Source organism: Paenibacillus sp. Negev47, assembly GCF_058313655.1.
The window spans coordinates 1931760-1949986 of the sequence record NZ_CM177754.1; the positions used below are offsets into that span (position 1 = coordinate 1931760).

Annotated in this window: 17 protein-coding genes; all 17 read left to right on the top strand. The window is 43.3% G+C overall.

The window, feature by feature from the left end; genetic code table 11:
• Positions 1–150: 150 nt before the first annotated feature.
• The 17 genes from AC4G47_RS08935 to AC4G47_RS09015 all read left to right on the top strand — a co-directional run bounded on the left by AC4G47_RS08935 (position 151) and on the right by AC4G47_RS09015 (position 18227).
• Complete coding sequence (locus AC4G47_RS08935; RefSeq protein ID WP_491105760.1) at positions 151–498, top strand: nucleotide pyrophosphohydrolase; 348 nt, start codon at positions 151–153, stop codon at positions 496–498.
• Positions 491–1456, top strand: coding sequence for an HNH endonuclease (locus tag AC4G47_RS08940; RefSeq protein WP_491105761.1), 966 nt, complete (start codon positions 491–493; stop codon positions 1454–1456). Before AC4G47_RS08935 ends, AC4G47_RS08940 begins: the two co-directional genes overlap by 8 nt.
• 57 nt (positions 1457–1513) lie before the next feature.
• Complete coding sequence (locus tag AC4G47_RS08945; protein ID WP_426642048.1) at positions 1514–2194, top strand: hypothetical protein; 681 nt, start codon at positions 1514–1516, stop codon at positions 2192–2194.
• Positions 2195–2384: 190 nt separating this feature from the next.
• Positions 2385–3833, top strand: a complete 1449-nt coding sequence (locus AC4G47_RS08950; protein WP_491105762.1) for a hypothetical protein — start codon at positions 2385–2387, stop codon at positions 3831–3833.
• A gap of 44 nt (positions 3834–3877) precedes the next feature.
• Entirely contained in the window at positions 3878–5167 is a 1290-nt protein-coding gene (locus tag AC4G47_RS08955) for an HK97 family phage prohead protease (RefSeq protein WP_491105764.1), read from the top strand.
• Position 5168: 1 nt separating this feature from the next.
• The gene (locus tag AC4G47_RS08960; protein ID WP_491105765.1) at positions 5169–5537 is read left to right on the top strand and encodes a head decoration protein; all 369 of its coding nucleotides are present in this window, start codon (positions 5169–5171) and stop codon (positions 5535–5537) included.
• Between the two features lie 15 nt (positions 5538–5552).
• Positions 5553–6566: a major capsid protein gene (locus AC4G47_RS08965; RefSeq protein ID WP_491105766.1), complete on the top strand. Its 1014-nt coding sequence runs from the start codon at positions 5553–5555 to the stop codon at positions 6564–6566.
• 14 nt (positions 6567–6580) lie between these two features.
• Positions 6581–6991: a hypothetical protein gene (locus tag AC4G47_RS08970; RefSeq protein WP_491105768.1), complete on the top strand. Its 411-nt coding sequence runs from the start codon at positions 6581–6583 to the stop codon at positions 6989–6991.
• The gene (locus tag AC4G47_RS08975; protein ID WP_491105769.1) at positions 6957–7415 is read left to right on the top strand and encodes a hypothetical protein; all 459 of its coding nucleotides are present in this window, start codon (positions 6957–6959) and stop codon (positions 7413–7415) included. The genes AC4G47_RS08970 and AC4G47_RS08975 overlap by 35 nt, the downstream gene beginning before the upstream one ends.
• Complete coding sequence (locus AC4G47_RS08980; RefSeq protein WP_036674036.1) at positions 7415–7990, top strand: hypothetical protein; 576 nt, start codon at positions 7415–7417, stop codon at positions 7988–7990. The genes AC4G47_RS08975 and AC4G47_RS08980 overlap by 1 nt, the downstream gene beginning before the upstream one ends.
• The gene (locus AC4G47_RS08985; protein WP_036674034.1) at positions 7987–8565 is read left to right on the top strand and encodes a hypothetical protein; all 579 of its coding nucleotides are present in this window, start codon (positions 7987–7989) and stop codon (positions 8563–8565) included. Before AC4G47_RS08980 ends, AC4G47_RS08985 begins: the two co-directional genes overlap by 4 nt.
• Positions 8562–8996: a hypothetical protein gene (locus AC4G47_RS08990; RefSeq protein ID WP_154957435.1), complete on the top strand. Its 435-nt coding sequence runs from the start codon at positions 8562–8564 to the stop codon at positions 8994–8996. Before AC4G47_RS08985 ends, AC4G47_RS08990 begins: the two co-directional genes overlap by 4 nt.
• A gap of 9 nt (positions 8997–9005) precedes the next feature.
• On the top strand, positions 9006–9212 hold the full coding sequence (locus tag AC4G47_RS08995) for a hypothetical protein (protein ID WP_051449992.1): 207 nt from the start codon (positions 9006–9008) through the stop codon (positions 9210–9212).
• A gap of 27 nt (positions 9213–9239) precedes the next feature.
• Positions 9240–10010, top strand: coding sequence for a YomU family phage tail tube protein (locus AC4G47_RS09000; RefSeq protein WP_491105770.1), 771 nt, complete (start codon positions 9240–9242; stop codon positions 10008–10010).
• Between the two features lie 81 nt (positions 10011–10091).
• The gene (locus AC4G47_RS09005; protein WP_491105772.1) at positions 10092–10472 is read left to right on the top strand and encodes a hypothetical protein; all 381 of its coding nucleotides are present in this window, start codon (positions 10092–10094) and stop codon (positions 10470–10472) included.
• Positions 10473–10773: 301 nt separating this feature from the next.
• Positions 10774–17673, top strand: coding sequence for an NlpC/P60 family protein (locus AC4G47_RS09010; RefSeq protein ID WP_491105773.1), 6900 nt, complete (start codon positions 10774–10776; stop codon positions 17671–17673).
• Positions 17673–18227: a phage tail domain-containing protein gene (locus AC4G47_RS09015; RefSeq protein WP_491105774.1), complete on the top strand. Its 555-nt coding sequence runs from the start codon at positions 17673–17675 to the stop codon at positions 18225–18227. The genes AC4G47_RS09010 and AC4G47_RS09015 overlap by 1 nt, the downstream gene beginning before the upstream one ends.

An 18227-nucleotide genomic window follows, 5' to 3' on the forward strand; every position in this document is an offset into this window, starting at 1 on the left:
AGTATTCGGGTAAGTGGAGCGGATCGTTTGGAACGAACGCACCGGGAACATCGTCCCGTAGCTATCAATGTACTGATCAAAAATAAAGCCAGTTAATAAAAGCAAGGATTTTGACAGTGTTTGTCGAATGACTAACTTGAGGTGGAAAACGTGGATGAATTAATTAAAAGAATTACAGCATTTAGAGATGAACGAAACTGGGGACAATTTCATAATCCGAAGGATCTTGCAATCTCTTTAAATCTGGAGGCGAGTGAGCTGCTCGAGCTCTTTCAGTGGAAGAGCAGTGTGGAAGCAATCGAGCAAAATAAAGACAAGCTTCAGGATGAATTAGCAGACGTGCTTTATTATGTGCTGCTGTTGTGCAACGATCTTGATATAGATCCGAAGGAAGCGTTGCTTAAAAAGCTACAGAAAAATGCCGATAAGTACCCTGTGGAGAAGTCTTATGGCTCAAATAAGAAATATACAGAATTACAGGGGGATAGCAATGAGTAAGGTGATTTTACAGCCATCAGGAAACAAAGATGCTCGAGAACATTATGAGGATACAATTCAGAATCCAGTGCCTATCGAAGTATTTTCTGAATATCTACCCGAGGAAACTTTAGACCAAGTAAAAACTTTTTACCCTGATGGATTAGTTCCAACGTGGGGAGTAACTCCAGGCAAAAACAATGTTAACGTCTCAAAATGGGGAAAGATTCAAACAGGCGATGTTACAGTATTTTCAGCAAACGGGCAGATATTCGCCTCTGGTGTTGTTGTAATGAAATTACGACACAAAGAACTGGCTGAAAAGTTGTGGGGTTACGATGGATCGGGTCAAACATGGGAATATGTTTATTTTCTCGATGAGATCAAGCAACATAATATCCCCTACATAGATTTCAATAGAACCGTTGGATATTCAGACAATTATATTATTCAGGGATTCAATGTATTGAGAGAAGAATTAAGCGAACGAATGTTATTATCATTTGATATGAAAAGTGAAATCTATCTACCAGATGTTTCTCCAGAAGAATATGAAGAGGAAGTACTACTGTTTGAAGATCATGATTCTCTTGACACACATCGCACAGGCAAAGGAAGAAAAGAACAACCTTTCCTTAGGAAACAGCTATTTAAGAACAAAAAATTAGGGTCATGTGGTATATGTGGGAATCAATATCCCGTTGATCTCTTAGTTGCAGCACATATCAAAAAGAGATCAAAGTGTTCTAGGGAAGAGCGTCTAGATTACAAGAACATTGTTATACCAATGTGTAAATTTGGGTGTGATGACTTGTTTGAGAAGGGATATATTATAGTTGTTGATGGCAAGGTACTTAGAAACTCTAAAAAGTTCTATACTCCGCATTTATTGGAGAAGGTTGTCCAAATTGAAAGTAGAGAATGCCAACATTGGAACGACAACACTCGAAAATATTTTGAGTGGCACCAGCAACAATAATTACAAATATATCATGTTATCATGTTGATCTGTCTTAAAGAGAAGGAGTTTTTTTGAATGAAAGATAAAAAAAATGAACGTTTTCCGGATAAAAAAGATCTAACGTACTGGATGCTCATCATATTAATTTTATTTACTGTCGTTGCAACTTGGAAAACGGAAGATCCTGGGAGATTATCCGCTGAGTTGGCTTTGGGTGGAACAATTCTTTCAATATTATTAGGTGTTGTAGCAATTATTTTCTCATTTATCCAATCATCGAGTAGCTCTCGGCAATCTGAAAAATTGATTGATAGAATAGCGAAAATGACAAGTACAGTCGAAAGTCTTTCAAGAGTAAGTGATTCTTTGGAGAAAGTAAATAAACAGCAGATTGAGAGAATTGAAAATATTGGGACGAAGCTTCATGGTTACCTGAATGAAATAGGGACAAAGCTCTCAGAAGATAAGGAAAAACCCAATATTGCTGGAGTTGAAGAAGTGGTTGGAAAAATTAATAATCTTATGGACTCTGGTTTTGTAGTGATGGGGCCAAGAGCTCTTCTTAATACAATTAAGAAGTTGGTTGGAAATGATAATACAGTTCACATACAGGCAATTTGGGCAAATTTATTTGAAAATGGTATTGGAATGAGTATGAGCGAACTCAAAGAAAAGCTAAAAGAGATCGAAAAGTCTGGTCAAATTGAAATTTTAGAAAGTAATGATTTTGTAAGATTATTAAATCGAGATATGTGATTGAAAACTGAGCCTGAAATTTTAGGGCACATTTTTTGTTGGGGGTGGTGATGATGGTATGGTATTGCTGAGTAAATCCGTAGTAACACTATAGTAACTCGATGATATTATAAATCCATAGAAGTATGAAGAACTTTAGAAGGCAAGGAAACTTTTCCTGCCTTCTATTTTTATGTCTGGAGGTGAAACATTGAAATGGTATCATAAAGCCATTTTTTCATTTGCGAATTCGGTTCTTCCGCCTGCTGTAAAGCGACAGATGATGGGCTTTGGCAGAATGACCACACCAAGATCGTCAAACGGATGGGATATTTTCAATTGGCTCCCGAAAAAGTACCAGAGCGCTCATAATATTGATCTGACCAAACTACAGAATCACACAGCAGAGGAACTACTTGAGATTCTTGTATCTGTTCATCCTGATATTTCGCATGCGCTCTACAACTTTCTGCGCATGGGCGACACACCACTTACATTTACAGCAAAGAAGCAGAGTGGTAGTGACGACAAGAATGGGCAGAGATCGTTAGATGCAATCAAGAACTTACTGGATTCTCCACTTCCCTCACCTGGTTATCAGCATGGAAGGTCGCTGGACAAGCTTGATACGATTCAGCGGATGATGATCATGGTACGAGGTGCTTGTGCTGGTGAAGTAGTTTTGAACGAGCGCTGTAACGATGTGATTGATATCGTACCTGTTGACCCTGCGACGATTTGGTTCAGGAGAGAAGAGGGGACGAATCGACTTGTGCCTTGGCAATACATCAAGAATCCACGTCAACGTTGTGGTGAAGAATGGTTTGGTCAGTACAAAAAGATTGATACGCCGACATTCATTTATGAAGAGTTCGATCCGATGATTGATGATCCGTATGGGCGAACACCAATACTGCCTGTCCTTCAAGCGGTCTTTTTTCATTTACAGGTTTTGCAGGACTTGAAGGCAGTTGTTCACAATCAAGGATACCCAAGACTGGATATATCCGTGGTTGAGGAAGTTTTATTAAAAAACATGCCTAATCAATATAAGAATAATCCTGCTGGACAGCAAAAGTGGTTAACTGAACGTATGAGTGAAATTATGGGACATTTTAATTCGCTTAATCCAGATGACGCTATGATTCATTGGGATAGTGTGAAAGTTGAATATCTCAAGGGTGGTAATTCAGGACCGATGATCGACATCAAAAAATTGATTGATATTATCGATACTCAGATGGCAACTGGATTGAAGACTTTGCTCACATTACTGTCTAGGCATCAAGGTTCCACTGAGACATACAGCTCCGTGGATACTCAAATATATATCAAGTCCGTAGAGTCCGCTCGAAACGTAACCAAGCGTTTCTGGAAGCGGGCTTTTTCTATTGCTGCAAGAGTGAGAGGAGTTCAAACCCTGGTAGAGGCAGACTACGCTCCGATTGATCTACGTTCTGAAATGGAGAGAGAGCGTGATCTGAGAGCGAAGCTTAACAATTATGTACTGGCTGAGAAAGAACGCTACATCACTGCCAAAGAAGCAGCGACAGAAGCACGGTGGATTATGGGGCTTGATCCTAATATACCGTCTGAGTTGCTTGATGGTCTTGAGAAGAAGTTTGGGTCTGATGATAACGATCATGATTCAGCAAGTTGAGAAAGAAGAGTCGTTTATTACATGAAGGAGGTGAAAAGGAGTAGATGGCAAAGCCAACAACTGATCAATTAGCGAGAATTAATCAACTTGCGCGTGTTCCACTCACGGAAGAAGAAGCCTATGTGTTTCCTGCAAAGCTTGTGGGGGATCAAATCATCCCACGCCGATTTTACCGCTTGACACCGAACTTCCTTCGAAAGATGGCTGTCCAAGCCAGAGAAGGTGTGTCACTGCTTTTGGATCACTCATGGGCCAACTTAGGCATCATGACAATTCCACTCGGCAGAACCTTTGACAGCCGATTGCAAATGGATGGCGATGAACTGGCATTATATGCAGACCATTACATGAAGCTGGGCCAAGAGGTCGGAGACATCAAGATAGATCAGATAGCGGAAGGTATTGATGCCGGAACGATCTTTGATACCTCAATCGGTTTCACGGTAAGTAGCCAAACGTGTTCCATCTGTGGTCAGGAATATTTCGGTGGGAATTGCCCTCACATACGCGGCAGAGAGTATGATACAAAACTCTGTACGGTTGATATTAATGACGGTGATCTTATGGAGAACTCACTCGTCTTTGACGGAGCTTATCCGGGTGCTGGAGTAGTGGGGATGAGCAATGCCACTGAGCAACAACCAACTGTGAAATGGGAAGCTTTATCTGAAGATACGAAGTCGCTTCCTAGTGGCGGACGTGTCTTTTATTCTTTTAGCGGAAAATCCGGTCTTGATGGATTCGTAATCAAGCAAGAAAAAAACAATGTGGCCGAAACGCAGGCCGAAGGAGATGACACTTTGACAGAAGAACAAAAGGCTGCTTTGGCAGCATCACAAACTCAAACAATCGCGCTGACTGCGGCGAATAGTGTGCTCGGACAAGTCCGGGCTGCGCTGGGCGTTGAAAATGATGCGGACATTACCTCAAAGTTGGCTACACTTAGCGCTCAGGCTGCTGATGGTGCAGTCTACAAGACAAAGGTTACGGAGCAAGCTTGCGGAGCTGGTGTACGTGCGTTGGGAGAAGCGTTTAATACGGAAACTATGAAAGCTATGCTGTCCCACTTGCCAGTATCCGAGATTGAAAAAATCGGCGCGACTTACGAAGCTCAGGCTCAAGCTGCATTGGGTGGTGGTGGTCGTCATACCGAGGGTGATAACCCTGATCTTCCTGCAGGAGCTGCCAATGGAACAGCGCCAACTAACGCGCAGGCTGCTGGTCAAAAGACACCAGAACAACTCCAAACAGAGGCAAAGGAAGCGGCTAGAGCTGATGCTATAGCTGCCCTCAAAAATACCGGCAGAAGTAATCTGCTGAAGGAGGATAAGTAATATGATTGGATCTCAATACAACGGTGCTCCGGGACCTGGTCAGATTAACACACAGGAATTTGTTGAAGTTCTTGCTTCCACGGACTTGCAAGCGCGGATTCCTGGTGGCGTGTTGCTTGCAAAAGGGAACGGAGTAATTAAGAAAGGTACTGTCCTTGGAAGGGTAACAGCTACTAATAAATTCGTTCCCTATCTCTCTTCAGCATCCGATGGTTCGCAAGACGCTGTTTGCATTTTGGACAATGATCAGGATACTACGCTTACCGATATGGGCGCTTCAGCGTGGATTGCTGGAATTTTCACTGAATCAAAATTGACCGGCATTGATGCAGCGGCTAAAACAGCGCTGAAGCTTTGCTACTTTGTATAAGGGGGAACAACATAAATGGCAAACGTACTCGACCCGTACTTCCTTACGGAAGTCGTTCAGAACATTCGGACAGATATTAACAGTTTTCGAGGTGCTCAAATCCTGACAAATGGTGTGGATTTCAAACCAGAACTCGGGCTGACAATTAAATATGATGTTACCTACGACGATACCGGCATGACCCCACCTACTGGACTCAATGATCCCTCACCGATCCACGCCGCTCCTGTTGTGAAACAAATGGAGTTCACAAATCAAGAATGGCGTGAGAAGGCAATTATTGATCGAGAGAAGATTGCTACCCTTCGCAAGCCGGGCAACAGCCTTGAGCAAACTTGGGGCGAGGAATACATGATTGAAAAAATGGTGAATCTCAACCAACGTCTTGAAACTCGATTCGAGTGGATGCGTTGGCAAGCACTTACAGGCAACCTTGTTGTTCCAGCAACAGCAAATAAACCTTCTCGGACAATCGACTACGGCGTTCCGGCAAATAACAAGCCTACCGCTGATGTTCTTTGGAGCAATACCACAACCGCTGATCCGCTGAAAAACTTGGATGAATGGCTACTTAGATTCAGGGGAAGCGGCGCGAGAGGTGTTAAAGTTGTAGCTAACAAAAAGGTGGATACGTACCTAAAGCAGAATGAAAAGATTCGTGATCTGATTAAATTCACCTACGGCAAAGATATTGTTACGGATGGTTCGCTTTCAGAAATCGTCAACCAAAACCTGAATGGGCTGCAATACGAAGTGTATGATGGTGGATACATTGACGATACAGGAACGTTCTACCCGTTCATCCCTGACAACGCTGTAATTATCATTGGTCAAGGCATGACAGGTTCCATCATGGACTTGGTGACTAGCCCAAACAACTACGAAGACATCTTCACAGGTCACACTGGCAAATTCGCACTTGCTAAACTAATTCAAGGTGACCCGGACCAATGGCAAGTAATCAACGGCGCAACAGTGCTGCCGCGTCTGAAATACGTCAACTGGCATATCTTTGCTACAGTGGCGTAAGGGAGGGACAACCGATGACAATCGTGAGAGTTTTGGTTGATGCTGTTGGTGATTACAACGCAGGGGACATCGTAGAAGATGCCCCTGCTGGACTTATTGAGATAGCTAAAAGGCAAGTTCGCAATGCTGCAACGGGAAAACTCTTAGCTGAGATTATTGAGGGCGATATAGCTTCTACGCATACTCCATCGGAACGTGAACTAAAGCTTCAGGAAGAGTTGGACGAATCGAAGAAGCGCGAAGCGGAGCTTTTGGCTCAAATTGCTGAACTGCAATCCGATATTCAAAATGGTGATTTGGACGATGAACTAAAGGAATTGAAATCTGTTGCTAAAGAAATGAAAATCACCGGCTACACAAAAATGAGTATCGAAGAATTGAAAGAGGCCATTGCCGCAACTGGCGGTGACGCTGGTGGCGAATAAGATACTTACGACAGAAACATATCACGAAGAAATAAGAGGGCGTCTAGGCGTTGGTGAGGATGTAATAACTGACTCCGACATAGACGCTATTTCTGTTTTACCAATCGCTGAAGCGAGGATTGTAAAGCAAGTTCCAGATTACGCTGATTTGATTGGTGATGATAAATCCTATGTATATGCAGCAGCTATTTGTATGGTTGCTGCTATACTGGCTCCATCTATGGCTGCGAGAATCAAAAAAACGATGAAAGATTTCGATTTCTCTTTCGAAAATCAGGCAGTTAACTGGGATAGACGTGCCTCACAACTCGTTGAAGAGGCAAATGAATTCATCGGCTTGATCTCTAGTTTTCAAGAGACCATGGATGCTCCATTATTTATGTTGTCTGGTCCCACTAGGGAGAAGGAAAGGAGGCGTTTCTGATGTTTAAAGATTTCGTTCATAGACATTCGCCCTGCACTGTAAATGGGGAACAGGATAAAGTCATTCTGTCCAGAGAAACAAAGGCGACTACGGTTCTCGGTAAAGAGTACATGTACAACGGCCTTTTTGCTCCTAAGTCTCCTGTATTACCTGGGGATGTCGTGCAGAGTGATATGACATTATTGGTCCAAACTCTCCGTTATACTGCAACCAAAGACAAATACTGTTCCTTAATCAAAACGAACGTTACCGTGGAAGTTCAAAGGTACATGCAGGAGTTCGATGCGAATGACAATCCAAAGGGCAAACCTGAGTTTACACTCGTAGCTGGGGATATCATTGGTTTCGCTCAACATGTCTCTGCTCAGTTGAGACAAGAAGAACCTGGTCTTCTATCTACAACTTCCCTTGTTCTTCTTTTGCAGACTAGTATTGATGTCAGGGAACCGAGTGATCCGACATTGGTAAGTCCAGACCGCATCGTGATTGCTGGTAAGAAATATCAAGTGGATGTGGTGGATCGGATCAAGTATCCGAATCTCCTACATATTCAGTTGTGCGAGGACAGGCGATGATTACCGGGTACGATGCAGAACGTGCAGCGAAGGACTTGGAAAACAAGTTGGCAGTTGAAATCACAGGTCTGACGAAAATCGTTATGCTTACTGCTAAGACTGGTATCAGATATTACCCTGCTGTCAGAGAGAGTTTGGAAATGCAAATGACTTTGCTGGCGAACCAAATGATTTCAGGAGACATCACTGCTGATTACTGGCAAGCCTGGCTGGAACAGTTCGGTAAAGGATCACTTATGGCTGGACCGAGTCAAAACCCGGGTCTGGTAAGTTACATGAACAGTGAAGCTTGGAACAAGCTGAGGTCAAAGGGTAGCCGGGTAGTTGTAGGCCGGGGTAGAGGTACTTACCGAGCTATCGACGGCACAATTAAAAAGTCCAAAGGCGGATACGCAGGTGTAGATTTGGAGGAGTTAGCAGAACGCGGGGACCTTGATCCTTCGTTCAAAGCTACTCCTCCTACTTATTTCATGCGTATAGCTCTTGAATCCAATCGTGATCGGATATTAAACGGGATTAGTCGTGTCATTACCGAGTTTCCATATCATCGTTACTTCAGGGAGGTGAGAGATTGAGTCTTCAATTGTTGGATGCAGTTCAGCATGCGCTTAAAGGTGATGCCGAACTCATGGAGTTACTTGAGCTTGACTCATCTTCACCTTCCGAGGAGGTAGTGAAGAGATTGACAAAGGGAATGGAACCTGAAATCACGGTAAGTAACGAAACGGTTCCTCATATTTGCCAATATGTTATGCCAGGACGATTTTCACCCAATCAGTTGGTTTTCGAGGGTAAATTCTGTCTGGACTTTTATGCAGGGACAGGTTATTCAGCGAAAGAGCTTTTTGAAAGAGCCTTTCGAGTGCTGCATGATAAACGTATTACAATGCCAGGTTGGGCGACATACCTTTGCGTATTAACGTATGATGCTGATTTTGCAACGGGAATACAAGGTGTCAAAGGATATAAGGCCATATTTGATGTGGACTATCTCCGAATGAATTGAGGTGAGGATATGTCTGAAAAACAAGCCGAAGTAACAAATACCAAACCGGAACCTAAGGAAGAATTTCCTGAACTGGAGAAGTTGATCCGAGAAAAGGTTCGTCTCGCACAAAAACTCGGATTGATGGATGGCAAGGAACCAGTTGAAGGGTATGAAGACACGAAGGAATATAAACGAATTGAAGAGATTGATGCACGGCTCTGGGAGCTTGTTTAATCAACTCTATACCCAAGGAGGATAAATATGAGACCACTCGTTTTTGATGGCGTAGGAACAATCGTAGCCCGTAATTTGGATGGAACAATTAAGTACGTTGAGGACAAGGTAACAAAGGTTACGTTACAACTGCAATTTGACTGGCAAGCGGTCATGGGCGGCGACAGTGGATATGCATTCCACTACACAGCAGGGGATCTACAAGACAAAGTCAGTATTGAAGTGCCACGTTACTCTGCGGCAATCGCTGATATGTCTCAAGGTGGTAAAACAGAGAAGAAAGAAATTGTGTTTGACGAAACAGAAACAGCTTTTCTGAAGAATGGCGAATACAAACTGGCCTTCGGAGAAACCTTGGTAGCCGACAGTGACGAAGTCTATCTCAAGGACCCGGATACAGATGCATTGACTCAACTTACCCGTGTGGCATCAACGCCGACTGATCAACAATACACAATCACTGCTGAGGGAGTGATTGAATCTACCACGGCAAATAATGATAAAGAGCTGCTTGTTACCTACAAGTGGTCTAACCAGGGCACGGAAACTTCATTCGATGGAACTCGTCGCCCAACAGCGTTCAAATTCACGCACAGATTCAAACTGATCGATGACAAAACGAGTAATGAGATTCAATGCCAGCTCACTATTTACAAAGCGTTGGGTGGCGGTACGCTCGACGTATCCCAAGAACGTAAAAAAGCTAATACTTCCACCATGGATTTGCAAGTCATGGAGCCTGAACGCACACCAGATAACCCGAATGGTCATGCAATGACTATCAAGTTCGGAATTTAAACTATCACACACAACCCTGCCGGTAATCGGTGGGGTTCTTTTTTTGGTAAAAACTATATTTCAATTCAAAGGAGAATGAACATGAGTGAAGTTGAACAAGCAGTTGAAACCCAAGAAGAGAAAACGTTGGACCAGACCTTGAACATTGGCAGCACTGTACGTTTGGCTGAGGGACTACAGAAGACAATTAAGGTCGGAACGATCAAGTTGATTCGGGAAGTTCGGCAGCAAGCGAAGAACTTCAAGGGTATTCGCTTTAGCTATGTAATTGGACGGGATGCCATTGAAGCAACGCAAGTTGGTGAGCAGGATATCCCAGCTATTGACTGTCCGGCTATTGAGCAGGCGTATCAAAAAGCCTTCGATCTGATTTTTGTTGAGGGCCTAACGGATGAAGAGTATGAACAAGTGGACATGGAGGGCATCCAGGCTTTGGATAACGTTTTGGATCGATTTCTATAAAGAATCTTTTCCTCCAGATCCTGATTCCGCTGAAGATGATGAGGAGTCGGAGGATGGTGAAGTAGATCAACCAGGAACGGACTGGATGGGTCTGTGGGCGCTCTGTATCAGCAATGGAATTTCAGATACAGAGTGGCCTAATATGACCATACCTAAAATCCGAGCACTCATGAATGAAAAACAACGTTCTCGTGAATTCGAAATTGTTCTTCATGGTGGTACGGTCGAAAACAAAAAGCCGAAGAAAGCAAAATACTTATCCGATCTTGGTTTCTTCCAGCCAAGGTAGGAAGGAGGCAATATGGCAGAGGGTACAAATAGAGATGTCGTTGCTGCGCGGATTAATTTAGATACAGGCAAAGTCCTTCAGTCTTTCAAAAATATCGATACTGGAGCGCGAGGAAACGCAGATGCATTTAAGGCCTTAAATGCTGAACTATCAACCGCTGAGAAATCTTACAAGAATATAACTTCAGCAATGGATAAAATGGCTTTAAGTTCGGATCAGCGCCGTCAGAAGATAATAGCCGAATATGAAGCTCAACAAAAGCAAAAACTTGCTCAAACTGCTTTGCTCGGTGCAAAGGCTCAACAGATCGAGCAAACTAACCGCTTGATCGATGCTAAAATGCAAGCGCAGCAAGCCCTGATTAAGAGACGAAATCAGCAGATCGAACAATCCGAACGTGAGCACCAGCAGAAGATGCAGATTCTGCAAAATCGTTCAGTTAAATCAGGTCAAGAGGCTGCGAAAGCAACAGGTACGGGTACAGACGAGCGCACGCGGGAACGTGTCCTGCAAGAAGAACAGAAGATACGCACTGCTCTTACAGAACGGCAAAGGAAAGAAGAAGCTCTCAGGGAGAAAGTGCTAGCGGAGGAACAACGGATTCGGCAAGCGTTGTCCCAAACTGAACAACAGACCAAGCGCATGGGTACCACTATGGATGCTGTCTCTAAAAGCTGGATCGGTAAATTAGGTGACATGGCTACACATGCCGTTGTGTTCAACACAATGTATAAAGCAATGCATGAAGTCACACAGGCGATGCATGAGGGCTTAGTAGACATAGAGTCAAACATGGCTGGATACGTGCAGACTAATGAGCACTATTTTGTTCATTTTGAAGATGGAACGAACAAAATGATCATGGACACCCAGAAGCTCAACAAGGAGACGCAACAGTTCATCCATACAGCTCATGAACTCGGTTCTAATATCATGGATGTCACGGAATCTGCTCGACTCTGGGGCCGAATGTATAAGGATGTCAATGTGGTTCAAGAGCTTGTAAGACAATCCACCAAGTTGTCTACCGTTGACATGGTTGAACTGGAAGAAGCTACGAAATCCATGGAATCTGTCATGTCTCAATACGGAGTACATATTACCGATGCCAATGATGCTATGGTGATTGGTAATAGGGTTCTTGATTCTTGGTCAAGGGTTGCGCATGATACGATGGCGCCTGCACGAGACCTCGGAGCTGCTTTCCAACGAACAGGAAAAATCGCTGCTGAAACAGGCGTTTCATTTGATTTTATGAACGGTCTAATTTCAGCAGGTGTCCGGAATACCGCTTTAAGTGGCGAGAATCTAGGTAACATGTGGAAAACGGTCTTAGGCACAATACGGACAGATAAAGCTGTTGATGAAATCGAACGCCTTGGTGTGAAAACTAAAGAAGTTGTAAAAGGTGTGGAAGAGTGGCGTAAAGCGGAAGACATTCTCTTGGATCTCTCGATCCAGGTTACTGACAAAAACTATGACCTTACGCAATCCTACGCTGATATTTCACGAGGTGTTTACCAGTACGCAAAACTCGCGGCATCTCTAAACGTGGGGGATATCTTGCTTGGTACTGCCGCTTCAGTTGGTTCTACAGGTTCAACAATGCAATATCTTACGGTTCAGATGGATACCATTCAACGTAAAGCTGCACAGACTAGAACCTCCCTTCTTGAAATTTTCAACACAGCTGGAGAAGATGGACTGAGACAGATGATTAAAGACGTGTTGGATGGCATAGACCAGTTACTTATTGGTCTAACTAAAATCCCAACAGGAGTGTACGCTGCTGCGGCTGGTTTGAGCGGTCTACTACTAGCATACAAGGCTTTGAGTGGTCCAATTATGGCAGTGGTAGCGGCAATTCAGGTGTTGAATGCTTCCAAAGTCCAAGAGACTGCTTCTACTGCTGCTAGTACTGTTGCGACCACAGCCAACACTGCTGCGAATAGCGTAAACATTGTTTCTGGGGAAGGTGTAGTAGTCAGTACGGTTCAACAAACGTCCGCAAGACAAGCGCAGACAGTAGCAACAGGTGCAGCAACCGTTGCTACTAGCTCTCTCAGCAGAGCGCAGGCTGCGGCAACCGTAACTATGGCAGCAGCTACAGCTGGATTGTCGCTTCTTATTGGAGCAGTTGCTATTTTCGCCATGAAGAGCGGAGAAGCGGAAAAAGCTGAGCGCGATCGAATGCAACTGGCCAAGGATAATGACTCAGCAAGTCAGCAGATGATTAGTCAGTACCAGAGACAGATTGATTTATTGCCTAAGATGGTCAATGCACACAATTCACTGAAAAAAATGATCGAAAGTGGGACTCTCTCAGCTAGCAAACAAGAGCAGACAAAACGTCAATTGGATGAAGTCTCCAAGGCATTAGCAATGACTATCGGTAAAGAAGGCCTGGCTCAATTAGAAGCAGCTGGTTACACTGACGAAGCTACGAAAAAACAAGTTGATAACCTCAACGAGTTAATTAGAGTGAGAAACGAAGCTCGAAAGTCACTTCTGGAGGGGCAACAAGGCAATCTACAAAATCAGATTAATGAAAATGATGCAGCTATCGAAAAGACAAAAGAGAAAATAGATTCTATAAAGAATAGCCTAATGTCCGGAGGAATCGACTTTTTAAAAAATGTATTCAGTTTTAAAAGTTTGGATGAAGCGTCTAACTCCTTGGAAAACTTGGAGTTTAAACTCGAATCATTAGAGACAAAAAATCGTGAACTATTGGCAACCATGGGTGATACGAATATTGAAATAGTTCAGCTTACTGCGAACACGCAGGATGCTAAAGAAGAAGTAGATGGATTGGCAGGATCTAGTGGTCAAGCCGCCGAGGCTATTGATCAGGCGACTGAGGAAATGAATAAACAACTCGAAACGCTTAGAAATGTAACTCAATCAAGCATTTCAGTTGTTGCTGAATTGAATCAAGTTTCATCCAATCTAGCTGATGGACAATCTCTTAGCGCTCAAACAGTCGGTGATCTGATTCTTAAGTATCCTGAATTAGCTTCTCAGATCAGAAAAACAACGGATGGTTGGATATTTGAAGGACAGGTTCTTGAGAAGGTAAGACAAGCTAAGATAAAGAAGTCCATTGATGACATTAGAGCAGAACGGGATACAACAAAAACCGCAGCTCTGGAAAGTTTAAGACGAATTCAGTTTTATGGGACGGAATTTTCGGCTATCACTAGTTTTTCGGAGGCTCGCCAAAAACTGGCCGAGATTGAAAAAGGAATATCTTCAGAAGAGAAAAACGCAGCTGATTTGAGTAAATCTCATTTGATTACTCAGGGGATGGCGAATTTACTTCAACAAAAAGCGAACGAACAGATGGAAGCTAAACGACAGAAAGTTAAGGAAATCAATGATGTCATCAAGCAATATGCTGGACAGTTGCAGCTAAGCAACGATCAGATCGAAGCGATGACCGAACTACTGAATGATAATACATTTGGAGTGAATGAATCAAACAAAGCACAAAAAGAGAACATTGAGGTTTTAACGGATTTGCAGAAAGCGATTGAGGGGTATAACAATGCACTTGAAAAATTGGATTCCCAGCAGAAGCGTGTTGCGAAGTCATCCAAAGAATACCTTGATATACTCGCTGAGAAGCGTAAAGCATTGCTGGAGGAACAAAAACTCTACGAACAAGGATACAATGATCCCTCCCAGCTCGTGTCCTCTCAGACCGAGATAACAACAGACGGAGTGCCTTCTTCAGACATCACAAGAATGCTTTCCACTGCCGTCGACCTGGCTAACTCAGGTGTGATGAGATACAAAAAAATAGGCGGTGAATTTACCGGTTCGTTTGATGATTTCAAACAGCGAGCCTATTCAGACTGTTCTCAGTTTGTGCAGGAAATGTTTGAAACGATCGGGGTACAGGTACCGCGTACAGCAGCTCAACAAGCTAAAGCTGGAACTGCGATATCAAAGAAAAACCTACAAGTTGGAGATCTTGTATTTTTCAATACGAATGGCAAGGACAACTCTCACGTTGGGATTTACATGGGAGACAGTAAGTTCATACAAATGGGTGATTCGGGATTAAAGGTCTCCGATTTAAATAATAGCTATTGGGCGCCGAAATACAACGGAGCAACTCGTATTCCTGGGCTTTCAACAGATTCTGCCTACCCGACATCCTCCAGTTCCCAAACAACCTCTGGCGGAGTGGCATATGCCGGTAAATACGCTTCTGAGATTAATGCTGCTGCTAATCAATTTAATGTTGACCCATACCTTGTCGCTGCTGTGATCCAACGCGAATCAACTTTTGGAGCCAATGGCGTAACCAATGTCATGCAAGTTAATGGCATGAACAATGCGACAGTAAAACAGAGTATTGATGCAGGGACTAAGATGCTCTCCGAGCTACTGAAGAAATCTGGTGGAGATGTCGCCATGGCTCTGGGCGGATACAATATGGGATCAGGGATCATTGATTGGTTCAAAAAGTCTGGTGGATACAATAAAGCTGATATGGCCGCGTATTCAGAGAAGTACAAGAAAGTATATAAAAGCAATGTATACGGAGATGTAGGGTATGTAGATAAAGTGTTGGCTGATTATTCTCCACAAAAGTCCAGTACAACTACACAACCTACACAGAAACAATTGAAGGATGCAAAAAACACTGCTGATAGCGAACTGCTTCGGATTAGTGATGAACTTTATAATATTGATGTTTCAGAACTTGAGAGTAAACTCGGAATCAAAGATATGAAAATCTCTGACAAAGAGTTGTCTTTAAAACAATCCGAAGCACGGCAGAAGAACATGAAGAAAGACTCCCAAGAGTACAAAGCCGAATACGAGCTTCAATTGAAACTCAAAACTGAAATACAGAAACTGATGCAGGAGCAGCGTCAGATGATCGAACAATCCGGGCTGAAATCAGATGAGTTGACAAATAAGCGGCGAAGCCTGACTGAGAAAATTGGGGATGTGCAGTCCGAGAAAGAAGACATGAAGGATCAGTATGCTAGCGATCAATTTGATACCGCACAGTCCAATATGGAAGCTCGTGTTGAACGCATGCGTCAACAAGGCCGTTCCGAGATGGAAATGACCAAGACGCAGCTTCAGTTTTATCAGGGACAACTCAAAAATACGGCCCTAACTGAGGAACAGCGTGTTGAATCAGCTAAACAAGTGTATGACCTGACAAACAAGGTTACGGATCTTAAATTTAAAAATTCGACTAGCTGGATCGATAAGCAAACCGACCAGATGGAAAGACAGGGCAAATCAGAGGTTGAAATTTACCAAATGCAAGCCGAGGCTTACAACCGGATGCGAAACGATACCACGATAAAAGCAGAACAACGAGCCGAAGCAGAGAAAATGTATCAAGATACTTCCAAGAAACTGATTTCGTCTCGTTATGAGTTCTCAGAGAAGTGGATGACTAAAGAAGCTTTGAAAATGGAAATGTCCGGTGCTCAAAAAGTAGACATCATGAAGTGGGAGCTTCAAGAGTTTCTGAAGATTCAAGCTGATAAGACTATGTCTTCTGAACAGCAATGGGATCTTGAACAGAAAATATATAAGCAGCGTAATGATCTGGATAAGGAATACTATTCTGCTGCTGAGAAACGAATTAATCACTTGAAGGCCATTGGTGAAATGACTACGGAGCAAGAGCTTGCTGAGTACATGAAGCTTCAGGCATCTTATTTAGTTGGAAGTGATCAACGAATGGACGCCGATGAAAAGGTATACGATCTAAAGAAAAAACTGATGGACGAAATGACCAAGGCAGTATCTGAATCGGTTACTAAGCAGAAAAAGTTATTGGACAGTGCGAGAGATGAGGAGATTAAACGTATCCAGGCGGAGAAGGATGCGTTCACCTCAGCTCAAGAAGCCAAAATCAAAGCCATTGACGATCTTATACAATCGATGGAGCGAAGTAACGATCAGGATGACTACGAGAGGCAACGTGCAGAAAAGGTTGCTCGTCTTGAATTGCTTCAGTCCGCTGTCGGTCCAGAGGGTATTGTAGAACGGAAACAAGTCCAAAAGGATATAGAGGATCTGGATCGAGAACATGGTCGTAAGCTTGCAAAACAAGCGCTGGAGGATCAGAAAACGGTATTGCAAGAGGAAAAAACTACTCGTGAAAAGGATTTTGACGATAAAATTCAGGATGCTAAATCTCATTATGATAATCTCTCTTCCGCTTTTGATGAATTTTCTTCAAACACTGAGCTGTCTGCTGAAAACCTAAAAAACATCCAGATACTGAAGGAAAGCGAGAAAAACGAAACTATTCTCGGTATGCTTGATGCATTTGTTTTGGAGTACCAGAGTCGTCTTGATCAGATTGCTGCGGCAAACGCTGCGATTGGAGTGACTGACGTTCCTGGTGGAGCTTTGGCTCCTGGTACTGCATCGAAGGACCCTTCATATCAGAAAGAAATTGATCTTTATACGTACAATTCCAACAAGGATGCCTGGGACGCAGCTAAAGCTCGTGGTGATGCTGAAACCATGCGGCTCCTTCAAGAACAAAACGATGCCCTTCGTAAGAAATACGGCATTGAGAAGGACACAGGTAAACTTCAGCATTTTTCCGAAGGTGGGGTTGTCAAAGGTCCTCGCGGTGCGGCTGTTCCAGTTATTGCTCATGCTGGAGAGGCTATTCTTAATGACCGTCAACAGGATTCGTTGTTTAATCTCTTGAATCTACGAATGCACAGACTAGACTTCACAATGCCTGAATTCTCAGTTCCTCAAGGTTCAAACGGAGTAAATCCGGAGAGAACCAGTAATCAATTCGTAATTAAATCAGGAGATACTTATATAGCAGACGAATCGGCTGCGAAGGTTTTCTGGAGTGAACGCGATAATTTGATGCGGAGGATGCAGGCTAGAGGGGGCAAGGGATAATGATAAATGCTACTGCTGATGGCAATTCCTTTCTACAGATCGGGCTCGGGCTTAAAAAGCATAATATCCCGGTATTACCACCGACGAGGGACTACAGTCTTGAAATTGCAGGACGGGATGGAGAGATCGATTTTGGTAGCACCTATGGTCCAAGAGTAATCAATTTGGAGTGTATCGTCATGGCTGATGATACTACCCTTGACTATCATAGAAGAGTCGCCCAAGTGGCGGCTCTTTTTAATGCTAAAAAAGGGGATATCGTATTCACTTTCGACGATTTACCCGGAAGAAGATACATCGGTCGGTATGCCGGAACGCTTGATATTGAGAAGATTCTTTTTGATGGAGAACTGACAATCCCGATCAAGATGGGTGAACATCCTTTTCCAGAAAGTGAAGAGAATCTAAAGGAGATTGTTATAACGAATTCTCCCCAAACTGTTTCTATTACGTCTTCAGGAGATGAGAAGGCGAGTCCGGTTATCGTTTTAACCAATCAAGGTACTAATGCAATTCGTAAATTCAGAATAGCCAATGAGTATTTAATTGAATAG